Raw genomic sequence first — 18,335 nt, forward strand, 5'->3', positions numbered from 1 at the left:
TCACATGTTGATTCTGTCCGGACGAAAGCGAAACTTTCCGATGTAGGACGCGGCTCATATTGGAATAACAGGATGGGTTGACACATACATATGTAAAGAGTAAAGAAGGTTCCATGGTGAAGACTACTAAATGTCGTTGACATCGGCACTATCGTCGCGGCCTGATGATAGTGCCCTTTTTATGGAAAGGGGGGTGTAGGGCAAAAGGAGGGGGATGTACTGGCAGATCAAGTGTGCGCCTGCGCAAAACTATACAAACAGGGAGGAACAGCGATGAATGGCATCATCTTGGCGGAACTCGTGCTGTATTGTCTTGTGATGGCGGCGCTTGGCTATTGGTATGGGAAAAAGGAGATGAGCCATTCCGACTTTTTGCTTGGCGGAAAAAAACTTCCCGGTTGGGCGCTCGCGTTTTCCGAGCGGGCGACGGGCGAATCGGCATGGCTGCTGCTTGGCTACACGGGTTTTGTGTTTGCAAGCGGCCTTTCTGCCATTTGGGTGGCCGTCGGCATTGTCATCGGCATTGTGTGCGCTTGGCTCTTTTTGGCGGACCGTTTCCGCCAAGAGGCAGAGCGACATGGAGCGCTGACCTTGCCCGGCTATTTAGCCAAGCGGTTCGGCGCCCACGGACAAACGATTTTATGGCTTTCGACCGTCCTTATTTTTAGCTTTATGATGTTTTACTTCAGCGCACAAATTGCGGGAGCGGGCAAGACGTTGTTTGCCGTGTTTCATATCGATCCGAAGCTTGGCATGGTCATCAGCGCGGTGATTGTCATCCTTTTGTCGTACACCGGTGGATTTGTCAGCGTCGTCTGGACGGATATGATTCAAAGTGTGCTTATGCTGGCAACACTCGTGATTTTGCCTATCGTGGCAGTGGTGGAAATTTACAGTGGTGGGTTGTCGATCAGTGAAGCGCTCCATCACGCGAAACCAGGCCTCGACTCATGGACGGGGGGAGTGACCGGTGTTGCACTTGGGCTATTGTTGTTTAACAATTTTGCCTGGTTTTTCGGCTATCTAGGCGGCCAGCCGCAGCTGAGCGTCCGCTTCATGGCACTAAAAGACGCCCGTGAGGCGAAAACGGCGAAGACGGTCGCCATCGTTTGGACGCTGTTGGCCTATGGCGGAGCGTTTTTGATTGGTCTTGCGGCGATCGCCCTTTACCAAGGGCGCTCATTTGCCGATGTTGAAACGGTGTTGCCGCACATGGCGCTCGATTTATTGCCGCCGTGGCTGGCGGGAGTGCTTTTGTCGGGCATTTTGGCCGCCATCGTGACAACAGCTGATTCGCACCTGCTCGTGATCACGAGCTCCATCAGCGAAGATATTGTCCGCCGCTCGCTGCGCCTTCGCCTGTCGGAAAAACAGCTTGTCGCGCTTTCCCGCGCGGTGGTGGTCATCGCCGGGCTGCTTGGCTTGGTGCTGGCGATGACATCTGAGTCGCTTGTGTATTTCATTGTCAGTTGGGCATGGGCAGGGATCGGCTGCACGTTGTCGCCGACGATTTTGCTCTCTTTCTTCTGGAAGCGGTATTCCGGCATCGGCGTCATCGCAACGATTGTGGCCGGTTTTGTCAGCACGGTTATTTGGATTTCTTCTCCGCTTGAGGCCATCATTAGCTCGCGGTTTACGACATTTGCCATTGCGCTGGCGGCCGGGGTGCTGTTTAGCCTGTTGTTCCCCGATCGGCGGCGGGCGATGTGACCGATCACGTCAGTACATGAACATGAGGGTGTCCCGAAAGAGGCGGGGCACCCGTTCCGATTGTTGTCTATCTACATGGAATGCTTGATTTGAGAAAAGGCGGGCGTTTCGGCCGGCTTGGTGCTGTGTTGATCGCCGTTTTGTCAACGCTGTTCGCTGTCCAAAAACTGACGTACGATCTCGGCGCACGCCTCTCGGTCGTACCGGTGGTAGAACGTCGTTGCAAACCGGGCCGGATCGCCGAAGAAAAACCGCTCATACAGCGTTTGCCGCGTTCCGAAGGCGCTCATCGCCAGATCCCAGGAGAAGCTGATTGGTTGTTCGAAAAAGGAAATCGCCGAATGACAGCGAAATGATATTCATATGGATGAAGCAGAGGACATGAACAATTGACTGAAAGCGTTTTCTAAGAAAAAATACTGACCATTCAGTATTCTGTCGGAGGATGGTGAAACATGTGAACCACACACGCCCGTACTGGCCGAGCGGGCTGCCTAAGGAGCTCCGCTACGTGCTCGGCGAACAGCCGCTCTATCATTATTTGCGCCATCGCGGCGAACGCGAGGAAAACGAGCCGGCGTACATCTTCTACAACAAGGTGATCACTTGGGGAACATTGCTGGATCACGTCCGCCGTTTTGCCCGCTATTTGCAGGAAAAAGGGGTGAGGAAAGGGAGCTATGTCGCCTTGTACATGCAAAACTGTCCGCAATACATCATCGCCCACTTCGCCATCCAGCAGTTAGGCGGCGTCGTCGTCCCGCTCAACCCGATGTACCGGGAATCGGAGCTCGCCTATTTTTTCGCTGAAGTGCCGCTTGTCGGCATCATCGCCGGAGAGGAAGGAGTGCCGCGCGTTCGACAAGCCGAACAACAAACAGCGCCTCTGTCGTTTATCGTCACGTGCCACTACGGCGATTACGCCGATCCGGCAGGGGGCATCCCGCTTTGCGCTGAGCTTGTGCAACCGAAGCAGCCGGATAGCGCCGCGGACGATTTTGCGGCCATCATCGCCGCCTATCCGCCGCTTGAGGAGGCCGCGGCCATTGACTTATGGAACGATGTCGGGCTGATCATTTTTACATCGGGTACGACCGGGCGGCCGAAAGGAGCGATGCTCACGTATGGCAATGCGCTGTTTAAGACGGCCGCATCCGCGCAGGCGAACCGGCTGACGGAAAAAGCGGAAGTGCTGATGGCCCATTCGCCGCTTTGCCATATAGCCGGGATGGTGATGGGACTGAATACGCCGGTGTACACGGGACATCCATGCGTGCTGTTTACCCGCTTTGACCCGATGGCGACGATCAAAGCCATCGAAACGTACAAAGTCACGGCATGGTACAGCATCGCGCCGATGAATGCGGCCATTTTGCAAGCGCTCGCAGCCACCTCTGCCGATTTGTCAAGCTTAAAGCGCAACTTGGCAACCAGCTTCGGTCTGCCGGTGACGAAAGACCTTGCCGAGCGGTGGGCGGAAGCGACCGGCGGCTGCCTGTTGTACGAAGCCGCCTACGGGCTGAGCGAGACGCATACGTGCGACACGTTTATGCCGGATGACTGTATGAAATTTGGCTCGTGCGGCATCCCGACATATGAGACGGACATCCGCATCATCGATCCGGAAACGAAACGGGAGCTTGGGCCTGGGCAGTCGGGGGAAATTGTCGTCAAAAATCCGGGGGTTTTTCAAGGCTACTTCCGCCGCGATAGCGCGACGAACGAGACGCTGAAAGACGGGTGGGTGTACACTGGCGATATCGGGTATATCGATGAAGACGGCTATTTGTATTTCCAAGGGCGGTTGAAAGAAATGATCAAAGTGTCCGGCTACAGCGTCTTTCCGGAAGACGTCGAGGCGCTGTTGAACGAACATCCGGCCGTCAAGCAATGTGCGGTCATCGGCGTGCCTGACCCGATGAAAGGGGAAGTGCCGAAAGCGTTTGTTGTTCTCCATGATTCGCATAAAGGAAAGGTGGCGCCGTCTGACTTGATCGAATGGGCGAAAACGCATATGGCGGCGTTCAAGTATCCCCGTTATATCGAGTTCATTGATGAATTGCCGGCGACGCCGTCAGGCAAAGTATTGCGAAAGCTGCTTCCAAGAGAATAACATAGCGGCGGGGTTTGGCGCGGGCCGCCCCGCCTTTTCCGGAAAAGGGGGATCACGGTGGAGAAGTTGCGGCAATTAACAGACGGACTGATGGCGAAAAAGGCGCGCGCTGCGCTGGGCGGCGGCGAGGAGAAAATCGCCAGGCAACATGAAAAAGGGATGCTGACGGCCAGAGAGCGGATCGACCTGCTTGTGGATGCAGGAACTTTTATCGAGTTTGGACAGCTGAACACATCCGACCAGCCCGGCTTGGAAGAAACGACGTACGGGGACGGGCTCATCGCCGGCATCGGCAAAGTGGACGGCCGCCCGGCGGTCATCATCGCCGGGGATAAAACGGTGCTCGCGGGAACGGAGGGGAGCGTTCATTTGCGCAAGTCGCGGCAGATGCATGCGTTGGCCGTAAGAAACGGCTTGCCGATGTTTTTCCTCCATGAAGGCGGCGGGCTGCGCATGCCGGACGGGATGGGCTCCGACGGGATCAGCGACAAATTGTTTCCGCGCGAGCTGCTCACCCATCACCGGCAAGTGCCGACAATGGCGGCGATTTTGGGAGACAGCTATGGCGGGCCGACATGGACGGCGGTCAGCTGCGATTTTGTCACGCAGCTGAAGGGGACATGCATGGCGATCGCCGGGCCGCGCATGCTTGAATTGGCCAACGGGCAGCGCGTCGCCCCGGATGAGCTCGGCGGCGTCGACATCCACCATCAATACACCGGACAAATTGACGCCGATGGCGAGACAGAGGCAGAATGCATTGGGCAACTAAAAAGGTTTTTTTCATACATGCCGCAAAACGCGAACGAGCGGCCGCCGCTGCGGAAGACGGACGATGATCCATACCGGATGGTGGAGGAAGTGTTTTCAATTTTGCCGGACAGACGAAGCCGCGTCTATGATATGCGGCGAATCATCGCCTGCCTTGTTGATGAAGGGGACTATTTTGAGTATCAGAAACAATTCGGCAAGGCGTTGATCACCACCTTGGCGAATTTGAACGGCCATGTCGTCGGCATCATCGCCAATCAGCCCAACCAATACGCAGGAGCGCCCGGACCGCAGGAATGCCAAAAGGCGACGGAATTCATTTGCCTGTGCGACTCGTACCATATTCCGCTCATCTTTTTGCACGATACGCCTGGCTTCCGCATCAGCGTGGAGGCGGAAAAAGCGAAAATGGCGACGAAAATCATGGTGTGGAATCAGGCGCTTGCTCTATCAACCGTCCCGAAAATGTCGGTTGTCATCCGCAAAAGCATTGGCGCGGCGTACGGCAATATGTGCGGACCGGGGATGGGAGCGGATGTGGTCGTCGCCTGGCCGAGCGCGGAAATCAATTTCACCGGTCCGGAAGTCGGCGTCAACGTCGTATACGGCCGCGAGCTTGAACGCGCCGACAACCCGCATGAGCGGCGTCAGGAGCTGCTCAAGCAGTGGTCGTTTGACAGCTCACCGTATGGGGCGGCGCGCAAACATTTGATCGACGATGTCATCCATCCGGCGGAGACGAGAAAATTCCTTTGCCAGACACTTGAATATTTGCTTACATCCAAGCGCGAAAAAAGCGAGCGCTTGCTCGCCGCTTGGCCGACGGGGTTTTAACGGAAGTCAGTGGGAAGCCAAGCCCCACGTTACCATGGACTCAGGGGGGTGCGCCTAGTTGTGCGCCCTCCTTTCCACTGATATCTACGTGGGAAAGCCAGAAAAGACATTGACAGTCGAATGGAAATGGAATATTCTTTAACTAATATCGAATCGTTTATTCAACATTTAGATGTTTTTCTAAATATCTAACTATATACATGTATGAAAACTTGTTCACATTGGCGCATAAGAGGCAACGACAAATGAAAGCTCTCCCGATGGCCTCCCAACCCCCTTAAGACGCATCCAAAAATCGTTCACAAGGTGGGATCACCCTTGTCATTCAACGAAGCGTTTAAAGCGATCGCCGACCCGACGCGTCGGAAAATTTTATCTCTGTTGCGGAACGGGGAGTTGACAGCAGGGGAGATCGCTTCGCATTTTGATATGCAAAAACCGAGCGTCTCGCATCACTTGAAAATTCTCAAGCAGGCTGATTTGGTGCAAGACCGGCGTGAGGGACAGCATATCTATTACTCTCTGAACACGACGGTGTTTCAAGATTTGCTTCGCTGGTTTTACGATTTTGTCGAAAAGGGGGAGAGAAATGATGAAGGTTAGCCGGCTGGCGATCGTGTTGACGGTTCTCGCTTATTTCTTGAGTTTGGCCGCTCTTCCGTATTTGCCGGATGAAGTGGCGATTCATTGGAGTGCATCAGGGGAAGCCGATGGCTTCAGCAACAAATGGTTGGGCGCGTTTCTTCCGCCCTTATTGATGACATTTCTCATCATGTTGATGGGAGTGTTGCCGAAGTTTGACCCGAAAAAAGAAAGTTACGGCCGTTTTCAAAAAAGCTACGGCATTGTCAACGCGGCGCTCGCCTGCTTTTTCTTGCTCCTGCATATCGCAACATTGGCGTACAATCTCGGGGTTTCGGTCGATATTGGACGGCTCGTGCCGCTTGGCGTCGGAGCGCTGTTGATTGTGCTTGGAAACTACATGCCGAAAATCAAACCGAATTATTTTATCGGCATCCGCACGCCGTGGACGTTGGAAAGCGAAACCGTTTGGAACAAAACGCACCGCCTCGGCGGCAAGGTGTTCATCGTCATGGGAATGTTGTTGATGTTGACCGCGTTCTCGCGCGGAGACATACAATTTGTTCTCTTGATGCTCGTCATCGTTTTCGGCAATTTGTATTTGATCGTCCAATCGTTTCTTTATTTTCGAAAAGAACAGCGCAAACGATCCTAAATAGGCGGAAGGGGGACTTTACGTGAACGTGGCGGGCGCGGTGGCGCAGTTGTGCATATCGTTGTTCGTTCCGATTGGACTTGTATGGTACGGAAGGAAAAAAGGATGGCTGTCGTGGAAGGCGCTCGGCGTCGGGGCGCTGATCTTTCTCGTGTTCTCGCAAGTGTTGGAAAAGGCGCTGCACATCGCTGTGCTCGAACCGGGGCGCCCGGCGCTGAAGGGAACGGACAGCGTCTGGCTCTTTGTCCTGTATGCGGCGCTTGCCGCTGGCGTGTTTGAAGAACTTGGCCGCTATGTCGGGTTCCGTTGGCTGCTAAAGCAACATCGCGGATATGGCGATGGTTTATCATTCGGGCTTGGGCACGGCGGGACGGAAGCGGTATTGCTCGGGGTGGTTGGCGCGGTCAACGTCATCGTGCTTGCGAGCCTGATTCAATCCGGATCATTCGACAAAACGATCGCCCCATCGCTTCCGGCAGGACAGGCGGAGCTGATCAAGGAGCAAGTGTTGCACACGCCGTTTGCGATGTACGTGTTAGGCGGCTTGGAACGGCTGTTTGCGTTTACAGTGCACGTGGCGCTGTCGCTCCTCGTTTTGTTTGGGGTGCGGGAGAGGCAATTCCGCTATGTCCTGTACGCCATTTTGATCCATGCGGCGATGGACGTGATGCCGGCGCTTTACCAAGCGAAAGTGGTCACGAACGTTTGGGCGGTCGAAGCGGTGCTGCTTGTTTGGGCGATCGCCGCTGTTTCGTTCATCTGCCGCATGAAACCAGCATTCGAACAGGGAGGAGAGAAACGATGATTCGTGTAAAACGGCTTGACCATGTGCAAATTTGCATTCCGTTTGGCGCCGAAGACGAAGCGCGCGCCTTTTACACCGGTGTGCTTGGTTTTCAAGAAATCGAAAAGCCGGAATCGCTGAAAGGAAACGGTGGACTTTGGTACAAAGTCGGCGATATTCAGCTTCATATAGGAGCAGAAAACCGCGACGGCTACAACAGCAAAAGCCACCCAGCCTTCGAAGTGGAAGATGTGGAAGCGGCGCGCCGCTATTTGGAAGAACGCGGCGTCGCGACGCAAGACGAAAAACCGATCCCAGGGGTGAAGCGGTTTTCGTTTCGCGATCCGTTCCGCAACCGGATCGAGCTGTTGGAAAAAATAAGGTAAAATAGTGTTTGAGGCAAGAAGGGTCGCTTTCCCCATCCCTATCGTAAACCCGTCTCATTCGGGGCATGCTAGGGATGAAGGAGGGGAGGGCGATGAAACGGAAACCGAACAACCAACGCGCTGGGCAGCCGGCCCGCGCCGCCGACACTCGGACGGCAGGCCGGACAGCGATGAAGGAACAAACGGTGCAAGAGGCCTACAAGCAGCGGGAAGAGCTGACGGCCGATTAAATCAAAAAGCGGAAGAAAGGACGCGTCCTTTCTCTCGCTTTTTTCGTTACGAATGCTCCTCTAAGCTTGCGACCGGCACGCTTTGCTTTTGATTTGGGTTGTCAAGCGGGTGGATCGTTGCTACGCCTTTTTGCTGGTCGACATGCTCAATGTAAATGCGCTGGCCGTTGTACGTGACGTTTGCCATCACCGGCGACGACGCAATTTCTTGCGCCCGACGGACATCCATTTCCAACACCTCCTTTTTGCTGATAACACGTATAGTATGACATGTCTGCGATTGAACTATGCATGCGGTTGAGGGTGGAAAAGAATAATTTCCAAAACAATGTGCTAAATAATCAATTAACAAAACCGATCATCTTTTCCTAGCCGAGTTGCGGGTTTTAATGTAAACTATTTTTTATAAACAGTTTACATACAAGGGGGATAGGGATGAAAACCGAACTGACCGTCAAACTGCACGAATGGGAACAAAAAGCGCAAAAACGCCAGCTGCGCCGGGCAGAGGCTTCAGGCGCTACGGTCATCCTGAACGGAAAGCCGATGTTGAATTTAGCGTCCAATAATTATTTAGGGTTGGCGGATGATAGGCGGCTCATCGAAGCGGGCTGCGAAGCGATGCGGGCCTACGGAGCCGGAGCGGGCGCGTCGCGGCTCGTCGTCGGCAATCATCCGCTCTATGAGCGGGCGGAAGCCGCGTTGAAACAGTGGAAAAAAGCAGAGGCGGCTCTTATTTTCAACAGCGGCTACACGGCCAACATCGGCGTGTTGACAGCTTTAATTGGCCGAGATGATCTTGTCTTTAGCGATAAGTTGAACCATGCGAGTTTAATTGATGGCATCCGCTTGAGCAAAGCCGCCTGTTTCCGCTATCGACATCATGACATCGATCAGCTGGAATCATTGTTGAAGCAATCTCCGCCCGCGAAGCGGAAATGGATCGTCACCGATGCCGTCTTCAGCATGGACGGCGATATGGCGCCACTCGAGGAGCTGGTTGAGTTGAAGCGGCGTTACCGTGCCGTTTTGCTCGTTGACGAAGCGCACAGCGGCGGCGTGTTCGGACCGAACGGTGAAGGGCTGCTTCACCATTTCGGGCTTGAGAAGGAAGAGGATGTGATCGCCATCGGCACCTTCAGCAAAGCGCTTGGCAGCTTCGGAGCGTATGTAACGGGAGAGCCGTGGCTGGTCGACTATTTGATCAACAGCGCCCGCAGCTTGATTTTTACAACCGCCTTGCCGCCAATGAGGCTGCCATTCATATTGTCCAAGCTGAGCCAAAGCGGCGCGAGCGGCTGCACGCCCTAAGCGAAAGATTCCGCACCAAGCTGAAGCGGCTTGGGTTTGACACAGGCGGCAGCGAGACGCCGATCGTTCCCGTGATCGTCGGTCCGAACGACCGGGCCGTGGCCATGAGCGAGCAGCTGCAAGAAGCTGGCATCGCGGCCGTCGCCATCCGGCCGCCGACCGTCCCTGAGGGAACGGCGCGCATTCGCTTTTCCATCACCGCCGCGATGACGGAAGAAGACATTGATATGGCCGTTGACTGCATCGCTTTGGCGGGGAAGCAGATCGGATTGATTTCATACTCACATTTCGCACCCTAACAGGGCTGAAAGAAAGGATTTTTTATTTCGTTTTTTAGAATAAAGGAGAAGTTCATTTCCACCGAGATCTGCCGTTTATACAGTTTCAAGATCTCTTGGGCATCCATTTGTTGGCCCTTCCATTCCTTCGGAACGGTCGTGACGAGGACAAACCGGGACGCTTTCCGCCTCGCCTGTTCCCACGCGTCTTGGTCGAATTCCACGCTTAGGCGAAGGATGTACAGCGTCTCCATCTCGGGTTCCGCCCCTTTTTTCGGCCGTCCGCGCGTTTTTTCGGACGCACGATCTCTTCAACCGTGGCCTTGACTCGATGAAACCGGGGGCGAAGGGACGCCTTGAGGGAAGCCAAGGCTTGTTCGGCATCTTCCTGGCAGGAGAAGGGATGGCGCTCCCAACGCTCTTGTTCCTCGCGGAGAAGCTCCGCTTCTTGTGCTCGCTCTTTTTCGAGCGTCTTTCCTTTCCGTTGGTCGAGGGCGCTCGATTCGACGACGATCAGCCGTACGGGTTGGGAGGCCGTTTCCCATACCCGGTACGTGGCGCCGTTTTTTTCAGCCAGCGCAAAGGAGTCGCTCCACGCCGAATCGGGTTGGACATCCGCCTCCGAAAGCGCGGTTTTGACGATCCGGAGCGACGAAGGGCCTCTGGTAATCAAAAAGGCGTTGGCGGCTTTCGTCTGCGCCAAGGTGTCTTTCGTCATCGCGGCGGAATCCGCCACGTAAATCCATTCATCTTCGATCTTCGCTTGCTTCAGCTGTTCATGGACTCGCGACAGCACCTCGGGATTCCACGTTTTGTCCGGCTCGTTGCCGTCGTGCACGTCGCCGTAAAACGGGATGCCGTCCTCGTTGCCGACCAGTCCGAAGCCGATCTGTTTTTGCCAACGATGATGGCGGTTATAGCCATGTGTGATCTGCAAAGCCTCTAATGAGGCCGACTCATACGCGCCGTAAACGGTCTTATCCGTCGTATCCGCATGGAAGACGCGAAGAGAGAGGCCTTCTTTCTTGTAGGTCTGCACGAGGCAAGACGACAGGACTTAATGGATATTCGCCTCATACAGTCGATCCAAATGACGGGCAATCGCATCGTCGTTGAACCAAGACGGATCCAGCCCTGGCCGAATCAGCTTCGGCAAATCGATGTCATGCGCCCACCGTTCCAAATGAACCAGGGCTTGCCGGCCGCTCAAGATATCAAGATATCCAGAATGGTCAGGCTGACGATATCGCTGGTTCGGGTTTGGCATTGGCGATCCACCGGAACCAGCCGGTCAATCAGCTGGGGGAGGCCAAGATCCTGGAAGATGGCGCTTATTATATTCAAATAGGAACTTTCATAAATCGCACGAATTCGAACGTCCATGGTGTGGAAACTCCTTTGCTTTCCTTGTGTACCAAGGATCGATTCGACATCGGGACGAAAAAAATCCTCCCGATTTTGGTCGAGAGGGTGCGAAATGTGAGATATAAAGTGTATTTTTCGAAAATTTACTATTGAAGGTTTATTTTTAATAATTTATAATGAAATTACAAAAAATGAGAAATGGGGCTCTTCACCGCAACATGTACTTGACAAGCAATGCGGTTTCCTGCACAAGGATATGCAAAAATCACTGATTTGCTGGTTTTCCCTCACAAGCGTAAATAGGGTATGTTCAGAAAAAATCAAGTACAACTTTTGGTGAAGAGCCAGAAATGGAGGATAGGAAATGAAGAAAATGAAGTTTTTGAAATTCGGACTTGCCACAGCCTTGTCCGCTTCTTTGATTTCTTTTTCTTCAGGAGGAGTTTTTGCAGAAGAGAATAAAGACAGTGTTTCAAAATTATGGGAAAATGCCATCCATTATAGCAATGAAGCAAACTTGAGAGCAGTAGTAGAAAACGGAAAAGTGACGGCTCAAGGATCAATTTCTATATCCACAGTAGGGACAGGCTCCACGTATATTTATGTTTCAGAATCTTCGGCATCTTCGTCGATAAAAGGAATTACTCCAAATGCGTATCCTGTTAGTGAAGTGAAGGCTGTTGGAAAAACGACGAGTAAAGTTACTCTTTCATCTCATGGAGTAACTACGACGTTAATGCTTAATGGAAACTCTCTAGGTACTAAGCAAGATACTGGGTTAGGAAAAACTACTGATACAGCAACAGTTTCTCATTATCCAGGAAGTGTTCCTTCTGGATGGGAATATCGAGCTACTTCTCATCACACATTATCAACTTCTACTAATACTTATATGGCTGATACAGGAGATAGTATAAGATTTTAATAAAAACTAAAAGCTCAAAATGCCTCAGCATTTTGGGCTTTTTCATCAAGGTGAAAACGGAAGGTGGAAAATGATAAAATGGGTCGAAAAAAAAGCTATTTGATTATAGTACTCATCATGCTTTCTGTATTGCTGTTTTCAGGATGCAATAATTTTTTAAAAAAAGAAAATGAAAAAGAAAATAGACAACCCTTACATACAAGTGATACTATCTCTTTCCATGAAAATGAACATTTTATTATACCAAATAATGCGCAGGAACAGCTTGGATTTATTCCTGATACCGCAACTTCATTTACAGTTGATTCGAAACTGAAAAAAAAGTGGATGATTGATAATGAATCGGTTGATATTGTTTCTTTAAAATCTGGAATGAAACAATTCACGTTCAACTTTATCATTGATAGTCTAAAAGATACAGATCGTCACTTTCGTCTGTTTATTTTCCATAATCAAAAATTTATCAAATTTTCGATTAACAATAAAAAATACACGTATTATGATATTCACATGAAAGGAAACGGATCCTTAAAAATTCCGATTCGTGTCCAGGTATCAAGCAATTATGATTTTAGTGAGTATTTGCCTATTTTAATTGATAAAGATCAAAAACAATTTTTTACGGAAAACATACCTGTAACGAAGGTATTAGTAAGTAAAAGGAATAAAAATGATTTCTCTGAAATATCATCACATATAAAATTGGATAATGTTCAAAAGATATTTAAGAAGGAAAACAGTAAAAGCAACGAGTTTGGTCTGCCATCTGTTGTTTTGTTAAATGATCGTTTCACTCCTTTAAAAGTAGAAGAGGTTAATAAAGCACGGTATGTTCGAATTGATCAAAGTCCGCACAAAATGGTGGAGGAGATCATGTTTTTTGATATGGAAGGAAATATATATGGAGTAAGAGGAAAACAACCTCGTTCTTATACGCTTGAACAACCAAAAGATCAGGATTTTATCATCCCTATTCCAAAAGAAGTCACTTTATCTAGCAAAGAGCGGTTTTTCTTGTTAATTAACAACAATCCAAGAGAAGAAAGTTTTATTCATCTAAATGATATAAAAAAAGGAAAAAGTAATGTTTTTCTAAACTTTGCCAATCTGTATGAAATACGATAAGGTTTATGAAACAACTAGAAGAAAAGAGGTGAATTTTAGGAGGTTTCCTCCTATTTTCACCATGAAAGTAAAATATCCTTAAGTTCATAGGGGAAAACAGCATCACGATGGGGGAAAGCCTGAAAGAATAAAAAACCAGCCGGACGTTTTTTCGGCTGGTTTTTCGATCGGGATGACAGGATTTGAACCTGCGACCCCACGCACCCCATGCGTGTGCTCTACCAAGCTGAGCTACATCCCGAAATGGATGGTGAGACATTTCCAATTATACAAGAAAAGCAGGACAAAATCAATGGCGAATTTTGCGTTGAGTTGGAAAAGGATGCCGTTGAAAGACTAGCGGCATCCTTGTTGCTGACAAGTCTGCTTTTTTGTTTCCTGTTTTCATGCTCATTTAAACGTATCTTCCTCTGTCTGTCCGCCTCTGCTTTTGCGACAGAGAATTCGCCATTGATTATACGACAAAGCATGCAAGATATCCCGCTAAAGAACTCGTTTCAAGCTGAGAAATCTTGCGCCATCGACTTGTCTTCCCCTGCAAAAACCGCCGATGGAGCGAAAAGAATCGTTTTTCGCCGGCCTTCTAAACACCTTGGAAAACGAGCGCGGTGTCAATCGTTCCGATAACAGAATCGAACGTTTCTCCGTAGGCGATGATCGTCTCGGCGTATCGATCATGTTCGAGTGTGCACTGACGGATTGTTTTGTTGTATGGGTCAACGATCCAGTATTCTTCCACTCCGTAGGCGCAGTACAAATCTTTTTTCAGCGTCACATCGATTTTGTAGGTTGACGGGCTGACAACTTCGATGACAATGAGCGGCCGCCCCTTATAGCCGCCGATGATTTTTTCCGGCCGTTCGCAATAGACAGCGACATCCGGCTGGATAAACTCGTTCATCACTTTTCCGTTCTTTTCGAGTTTCACGGACAAGTTTGAAATCGGTTGACATGGGCTTTTTCCTTTGATCATGGAAACAAGATTGTCGCAAACGATTTGATGTTCCCATGACGGGGACGGGGACATGTTGATGGCTTCTTGCATGCTCTTCACCTCTTTTTCATTATACTTGAAACGGTTCTCCCTTGCCTACAACGGAGTGTGGGGAAAAGAAGACGCTAGAAGGCTGGTGAAAAACGATGCTTTCCGCTTCATCGTTGTTTTGGGCAGCAAGAGAAGACCTGATGGTAAAAGGCTTCTCAACTTGAGAAAAGTGTGTTTTGGGCTGATTTTTCATTACATCACCAGTTCTCTAGGCTGCCGGGCGGTATTCAAGTATACTATAAAGAAAACGGGAAAGGAGGACGTTTTCATGCCGGTGCCGGAAAAAGGGCAGCCGTTTACTTATGCGCAATACATGATGTTTGACGAAGATGTACGCTATGAGGTTATTGATGGCCAAGTCTTCAACATGTCCCCCGCTCCGACGCCGAAACATCAGGCCGTGCAACGTGAATTGCTGGTCGAGTTTGCGGCCTATTTGCGTGGGAGAGAATGCACCGTATTTGGCGCTCCGATCGACGTTTGTTTGGCGGATCGGGATGATCCGGAACAAATTCGCGAATGGGTTGAGCCGGATCTTGTCGTTGTCTGCGACAAAAGCAAAATTCGCGAAAAACGAATTGTCGGCGTGCCGGATCTTGTTGTGGAGATTATTTCAAAATCGACGGTGCGCAAGGACAAAATTGTCAAATTTCACCGTTACGAGCGGGCAGGGGTGAAAGAATATTGGATTGTCGATCCGATGAATGAGACGATTGATGTCTATGTGCTGGAAGAAGGGAGATTCCGCCATCAAGGAATGTACGTCCGCGATGATACGATTCCTGTCCGCATGTTTCCCGGATTTGCGATCGAATTGAAAAACGTATTTGCCGAAGAAGAATAAAAGAAAAACGGCTGCTGTTCAAACAGCAGGCTCAGGCTGCCGCCTTGAGAGGAGCGGGGCGGTTTTTTGCCGGCGGTCCGCTGAGGGCAAAGCGTCCCCTGTCTGAAACTGTCGCTGTTTGAATCGTTTGGGCATAGAAACGGAAAAAATAGGCGATACTAACCATCGGTGATGCTTGTGTACAACCAAGAAGAACTGGTCCGCTTTGTCGAAAAAGCGAAGCAGTACGCCCGCTATGGCAAAGTGGCCGATTACATTCCCGCTCTAGGCAAAGCGAACCCAAATGAACTGTCGGTCGCCATCTATACGCCGGACGGTAAGGTGGTGAGCGCCGGGGATGTGACGGTGAAAGTGACGCTGCAAAGCATTTCCAAAATTATTGCGCTCGCCCTTGTGCTCATCGACCGGGGCGAGGATGAGGTGTTCCATAAAGTCGGCATGGAGCCGACGGATTATCCGTTTCATTCCATTGCCAAATTAGAGGAAAAGCCTGCCAAGCCGCTGAATCCGATGATTAACGCCGGCGCGCTTGTCGTCACGTCGATGATTCAAGGCGGCTCGGTGTCCGAACGGCTGGAACGGCTGTTAGCGTTCGTCCGCCGTCTCGCTGGCAACGAACGCATTTCGTACTCCGACGAAGTGGCCCGCTCCGAATTTGAAACAGCGTTTTTAAATCGTTCGCTTTGCTATTTTCTCAAGCAGCATCGTATCATTGACGAAGATGTCGAAGAGCTGATGGACTTGTACACGAAACAGTGCGCCATCGAAATGACGTGCATCGACTTGGCGCGCATCGGCTTGGTGCTCGCGCTTGACGGACGCGATCCGCATTCGGGCGAGCGGCTCATGCCGCTTGATGTCGCCCGCATTTGCAAAACGTTCATGGTCACGTGCGGCATGTACAACTCATCAGGTGAATTTGCCATCAAAGTCGGCATTCCGGCGAAAAGCGGCGTCTCGGGCGGCATTCTCGCCGCCGTGCCCGGGCGGTGCGGCATCGGCGTTTTCGGCCCGGCTCTCGATGATAAAGGGAACAGCTTGACCGGGGTGAAACTGCTCGAGCGGCTGTCAAAAACGTATTCATTAAGCATTTTCTAAGGAGGAAATCACGATGAAAACATTTACGGTCCAGTTTCACCGCGAAGACGACGTCGAAGCGATGAACGTCGGCAAGTTGAGCCAAGAGGATTTTGATAAGGCGACCGAAGGCGGGACGCGGCATCTGTTTGACCTTGACACGAACATCGGCTATTTCGTCTTTTTTGACGCCGAGGACAACGAAGGCAAGGTATCGTATTTAATGCTTCAATACGAAGAAGACAACGAAGACCCGAGCGCGTGCTACAGCTTTGAGCTGAAAGACTTTTACGAATTTATGGCGCTTTACTTAAACGACCTTGAATTCGGGGAAGAAGAGGAAATGACGGAAGACGGCGAAGAGGAATACGGCCCGATTCACCATTTGGCGCATTTGCTTTATCATATCGTCGAGGAAGGGAAGACGGTGGAGGTGTGAGGCATATCCCAAGCCAAACGGCTTGGGGTTCTTTGTTTATAGGGCAAAAAAAGAATTTAGGGACTTGACGAACGATTTTACGGCGATGTAAGATGGTTTTGTAATCGATTACATAGTAAGCCAACAAAGCGGACAAGGGGCGCGATGCTGATAGACAGGCTGTCTTCATTGAAAAGGAGAAACGGAAAACGATGCCCGCTTTTCGGCTTTTGGCGAGAAAAGAACAGACAAGCGAAAACGAGGATGATTCGCCCATTTGTATGTAATCGATTACAAACGATCGATGCATAGACAAGCAGTGGGGGATGCCAAGTCAAAAGTCAATGGATGTCATGTCCAGGAGGTGATTGGGGCAGTCGAAGCAACCACTATACGCGATGCCATGCGGTGTTTGACAAATCCAAAATTTAAAGGGGGAGAATGACGATGAAAAAGACGTTAAAAACATCGGCTGTTTTGTTAGCGCTTACGATGGGGCTCGCGGCATGCTCCGGCGGCCAAAGCGAGAGCCAGACGGGCAAAGACAGCAAAAACGAAGAAGGGAAAACGAGCCAGTCTGAAAAAGTGAAAATTGTCTATGCCCGCGGCCAAGATTCCACGAAAGCCACCGAAAAAATCATCGAAGCGTTCGAGAAAACGCACCCGAACATCGATGTGGAATTTCGCGAAATGCCGGCTGACACCGGGAAGCAGCATGATGCGTATGTCACGATGTTAAATGCGCAGTCGTCGGAAATCGATGTCATGGATCTCGACGTCATTTGGCCGGCTGAGTTTGCTCAAGCGGGTTATACGCTGCCGCTCGACCGCTTTATTGAGAAAGACGGCATTGACCTCGGCAAATACAACCAAGGGGCGCTTGCGGCCGGCAACTTCAATGGCAAGCAATGGGCGATGCCGAAATTCATTGATGCCGGCATGCTGTTCTATCGCACCGACCTGGTGCCAAAGGACAAAGTGCCGAAAACATGGGATGAACTCTTAAAAGAGGCGAAAGAACTGAAAGGAAAAGGCGGCACGAAATTCGGCTATTTGATGCAGGCCAAACAATATGAAGGATTGGTGTGCAACGCGGTTGAATTTATCGCCTCTTATGGCGGGCAAATCGTCGATAAAAACGGGAATGTCGTGATCAACAGCCCAGAAACGATCAAAGGGCTGAAGAAAATGGTGGAAATCGTCAAGTCCGATGTTGTGCCGAGCAACATCACCACCTTCACTGAACCAGAATCGCATACCGCGTTCATTGAAGGACAATCGCCGTTTATCCGCAACTGGCCTTATCAATACGCGCTAGCGAATGACAAAGAACAATCGAAAATCGTCGGCAAAGTCGGCGTGGCTCCGCTTCCGGCCGGAGACAAAGGTTCGGCTGCCGCGCTGGGCGGCTGGATGACCGCGATCAACAAATATTCGAAACATCCGAAAGAAGCATGGGAATTTGTCAAATTTATGACGGGGCCGGAGGGGCAAAAAATTTCTGCGATTTATGGCGGTTTAGCGCCAACGCTTCCGGAACTGTTTAAAGATCCAGATGTCTTAAAAGCCAATCCGTTCTTTGCGGAAGAAGGATTTGTCAATGCGTTGAACGCCGCTGTGCCGCGCCCGGTCGTCCCGAACTACCCGGAAATTTCGGAAATCATCCAAATTAACGTATCCAAAGCGCTGGCCGGGGAGCTGACGGTCGAACAAGCTGTGGCCAATATGGAAAAAGAAATGAAAGCAGCCTTGAATAAGTAAGGCGAATGACTGGGCCGGCGCGCCGCAGCCGATCCGAATCCGGCCAACGCCGGCCAATGCCCCATCAGCCAAACAAAGAACGCAATTTTGTTTGACCACTTTCGGTTCATTAGCCTTCAGG

16 protein-coding genes, 1 tRNA gene and 3 pseudogenes are annotated in these 18,335 nt (G+C 50.9%); 15 read left to right on the forward strand and 5 right to left on the reverse strand.

Features of this window, described 5'->3' with window-relative positions:
• Positions 1-273: 273 nt before the first annotated feature.
• A complete protein-coding gene (locus GC56T3_RS07325; RefSeq protein WP_013144958.1) occupies positions 274-1,710 on the forward strand; it encodes a sodium/proline symporter in 1,437 nt (478 codons plus the stop codon).
• A 143-nt stretch (positions 1,711-1,853) separates the two neighbouring features.
• Here GC56T3_RS07325 and GC56T3_RS18505 read toward each other — a convergent pair.
• Positions 1,854-2,030 (reverse strand): annotated as a pseudogene (locus GC56T3_RS18505) (4-hydroxyphenylacetate 3-hydroxylase C-terminal domain-containing protein); the annotation flags it as partial.
• A 125-nt stretch (positions 2,031-2,155) separates the two neighbouring features.
• Between GC56T3_RS18505 and GC56T3_RS07335 the strand changes: the two are divergent.
• The 7 genes from GC56T3_RS07335 (at position 2,156) to GC56T3_RS19605 (ending at position 8,065) form a co-directional block, all read left to right on the forward strand.
• Complete coding sequence (locus GC56T3_RS07335) at positions 2,156-3,823, forward strand: AMP-binding protein (RefSeq protein ID WP_193568257.1); 1,668 nt, start codon at positions 2,156-2,158, stop codon at positions 3,821-3,823.
• A gap of 57 nt (positions 3,824-3,880) precedes the next feature.
• A complete protein-coding gene (locus GC56T3_RS07340; protein ID WP_013144960.1) occupies positions 3,881-5,428 on the forward strand; it encodes an acyl-CoA carboxylase subunit beta in 1,548 nt (515 codons plus the stop codon).
• Between the two features lie 318 nt (positions 5,429-5,746).
• Positions 5,747-6,031, forward strand: coding sequence for an autorepressor SdpR family transcription factor (locus GC56T3_RS07345; RefSeq protein WP_013144961.1), 285 nt, complete (start codon positions 5,747-5,749; stop codon positions 6,029-6,031).
• Entirely contained in the window at positions 6,018-6,665 is a 648-nt protein-coding gene (locus GC56T3_RS07350; RefSeq protein ID WP_041468329.1) for an SdpI family protein, read from the forward strand. Before GC56T3_RS07345 ends, GC56T3_RS07350 begins: the two co-directional genes overlap by 14 nt.
• Positions 6,666-6,687: 22 nt before the next feature.
• Positions 6,688-7,470, forward strand: coding sequence for a YhfC family intramembrane metalloprotease (locus GC56T3_RS07355; RefSeq protein WP_013144963.1), 783 nt, complete (start codon positions 6,688-6,690; stop codon positions 7,468-7,470).
• Positions 7,467-7,835, forward strand: coding sequence for a VOC family protein (locus GC56T3_RS07360; RefSeq protein ID WP_013144964.1), 369 nt, complete (start codon positions 7,467-7,469; stop codon positions 7,833-7,835). The genes GC56T3_RS07355 and GC56T3_RS07360 overlap by 4 nt, the downstream gene beginning before the upstream one ends.
• 92 nt (positions 7,836-7,927) lie before the next feature.
• Entirely contained in the window at positions 7,928-8,065 is a 138-nt protein-coding gene (locus GC56T3_RS19605) for a hypothetical protein (RefSeq protein WP_013144965.1), read from the forward strand.
• 46 nt (positions 8,066-8,111) lie between these two features.
• Here the strand turns inward: GC56T3_RS19605 and GC56T3_RS07365 are convergent, their stop codons facing one another.
• Positions 8,112-8,294 (reverse strand): small acid-soluble spore protein H, encoded by a 183-nt coding sequence (locus GC56T3_RS07365; RefSeq protein WP_011231614.1) that lies wholly within the window; start codon positions 8,292-8,294, stop codon positions 8,112-8,114.
• Positions 8,295-8,500: 206 nt separating this feature from the next.
• Here GC56T3_RS07365 and bioF point away from each other — a divergent pair.
• Positions 8,501-9,675: pseudogene (gene bioF, locus GC56T3_RS07370) on the forward strand (8-amino-7-oxononanoate synthase).
• 8 nt (positions 9,676-9,683) lie between these two features.
• Here the strand turns inward: bioF and GC56T3_RS18510 are convergent.
• A pseudogene (locus tag GC56T3_RS18510) lies at positions 9,684-11,037 on the reverse strand (IS1634 family transposase); the annotation flags it as partial.
• Between the two features lie 346 nt (positions 11,038-11,383).
• Here GC56T3_RS18510 and GC56T3_RS19295 point away from each other — a divergent pair.
• Positions 11,384-11,944 (forward strand): hypothetical protein, encoded by a 561-nt coding sequence (locus tag GC56T3_RS19295; RefSeq protein WP_013144966.1) that lies wholly within the window; start codon positions 11,384-11,386, stop codon positions 11,942-11,944.
• A gap of 63 nt (positions 11,945-12,007) precedes the next feature.
• Complete coding sequence (locus GC56T3_RS07380; protein WP_227456702.1) at positions 12,008-13,069, forward strand: hypothetical protein; 1,062 nt, start codon at positions 12,008-12,010, stop codon at positions 13,067-13,069.
• 167 nt (positions 13,070-13,236) lie between these two features.
• Here GC56T3_RS07380 and GC56T3_RS07385 read toward each other — a convergent pair.
• A tRNA-Pro gene (locus GC56T3_RS07385) sits at positions 13,237-13,310 on the reverse strand.
• Between the two features lie 342 nt (positions 13,311-13,652).
• Positions 13,653-14,114, reverse strand: a complete 462-nt coding sequence (locus GC56T3_RS07390) for a Uma2 family endonuclease (protein WP_013144968.1) — start codon at positions 14,112-14,114, stop codon at positions 13,653-13,655.
• A 268-nt stretch (positions 14,115-14,382) separates the two neighbouring features.
• Between GC56T3_RS07390 and GC56T3_RS07395 the strand changes: the two genes are divergently transcribed.
• The 4 genes from GC56T3_RS07395 to GC56T3_RS07410 all read left to right on the forward strand — a co-directional run bounded on the left by GC56T3_RS07395 (position 14,383) and on the right by GC56T3_RS07410 (position 18,214).
• The gene (locus GC56T3_RS07395; protein WP_013144969.1) at positions 14,383-14,958 is read left to right on the forward strand and encodes a Uma2 family endonuclease; all 576 of its coding nucleotides are present in this window, start codon (positions 14,383-14,385) and stop codon (positions 14,956-14,958) included.
• Between the two features lie 171 nt (positions 14,959-15,129).
• Positions 15,130-16,056, forward strand: a complete 927-nt coding sequence (glsA, locus tag GC56T3_RS07400) for a glutaminase A (RefSeq protein ID WP_041468332.1) — start codon at positions 15,130-15,132, stop codon at positions 16,054-16,056.
• Between the two features lie 13 nt (positions 16,057-16,069).
• Positions 16,070-16,474 (forward strand): hypothetical protein, encoded by a 405-nt coding sequence (locus GC56T3_RS07405; protein ID WP_013144971.1) that lies wholly within the window; start codon positions 16,070-16,072, stop codon positions 16,472-16,474.
• Positions 16,475-16,900: 426 nt separating this feature from the next.
• Entirely contained in the window at positions 16,901-18,214 is a 1,314-nt protein-coding gene (locus GC56T3_RS07410) for an ABC transporter substrate-binding protein (protein ID WP_013144972.1), read from the forward strand.
• Positions 18,215-18,335 lie beyond the last annotated feature (121 nt).

It is taken from the genome of Geobacillus sp. C56-T3, assembly GCF_000092445.1.
GTDB lineage: Bacteria > Bacillota > Bacilli > Bacillales > Anoxybacillaceae > Geobacillus > Geobacillus thermoleovorans.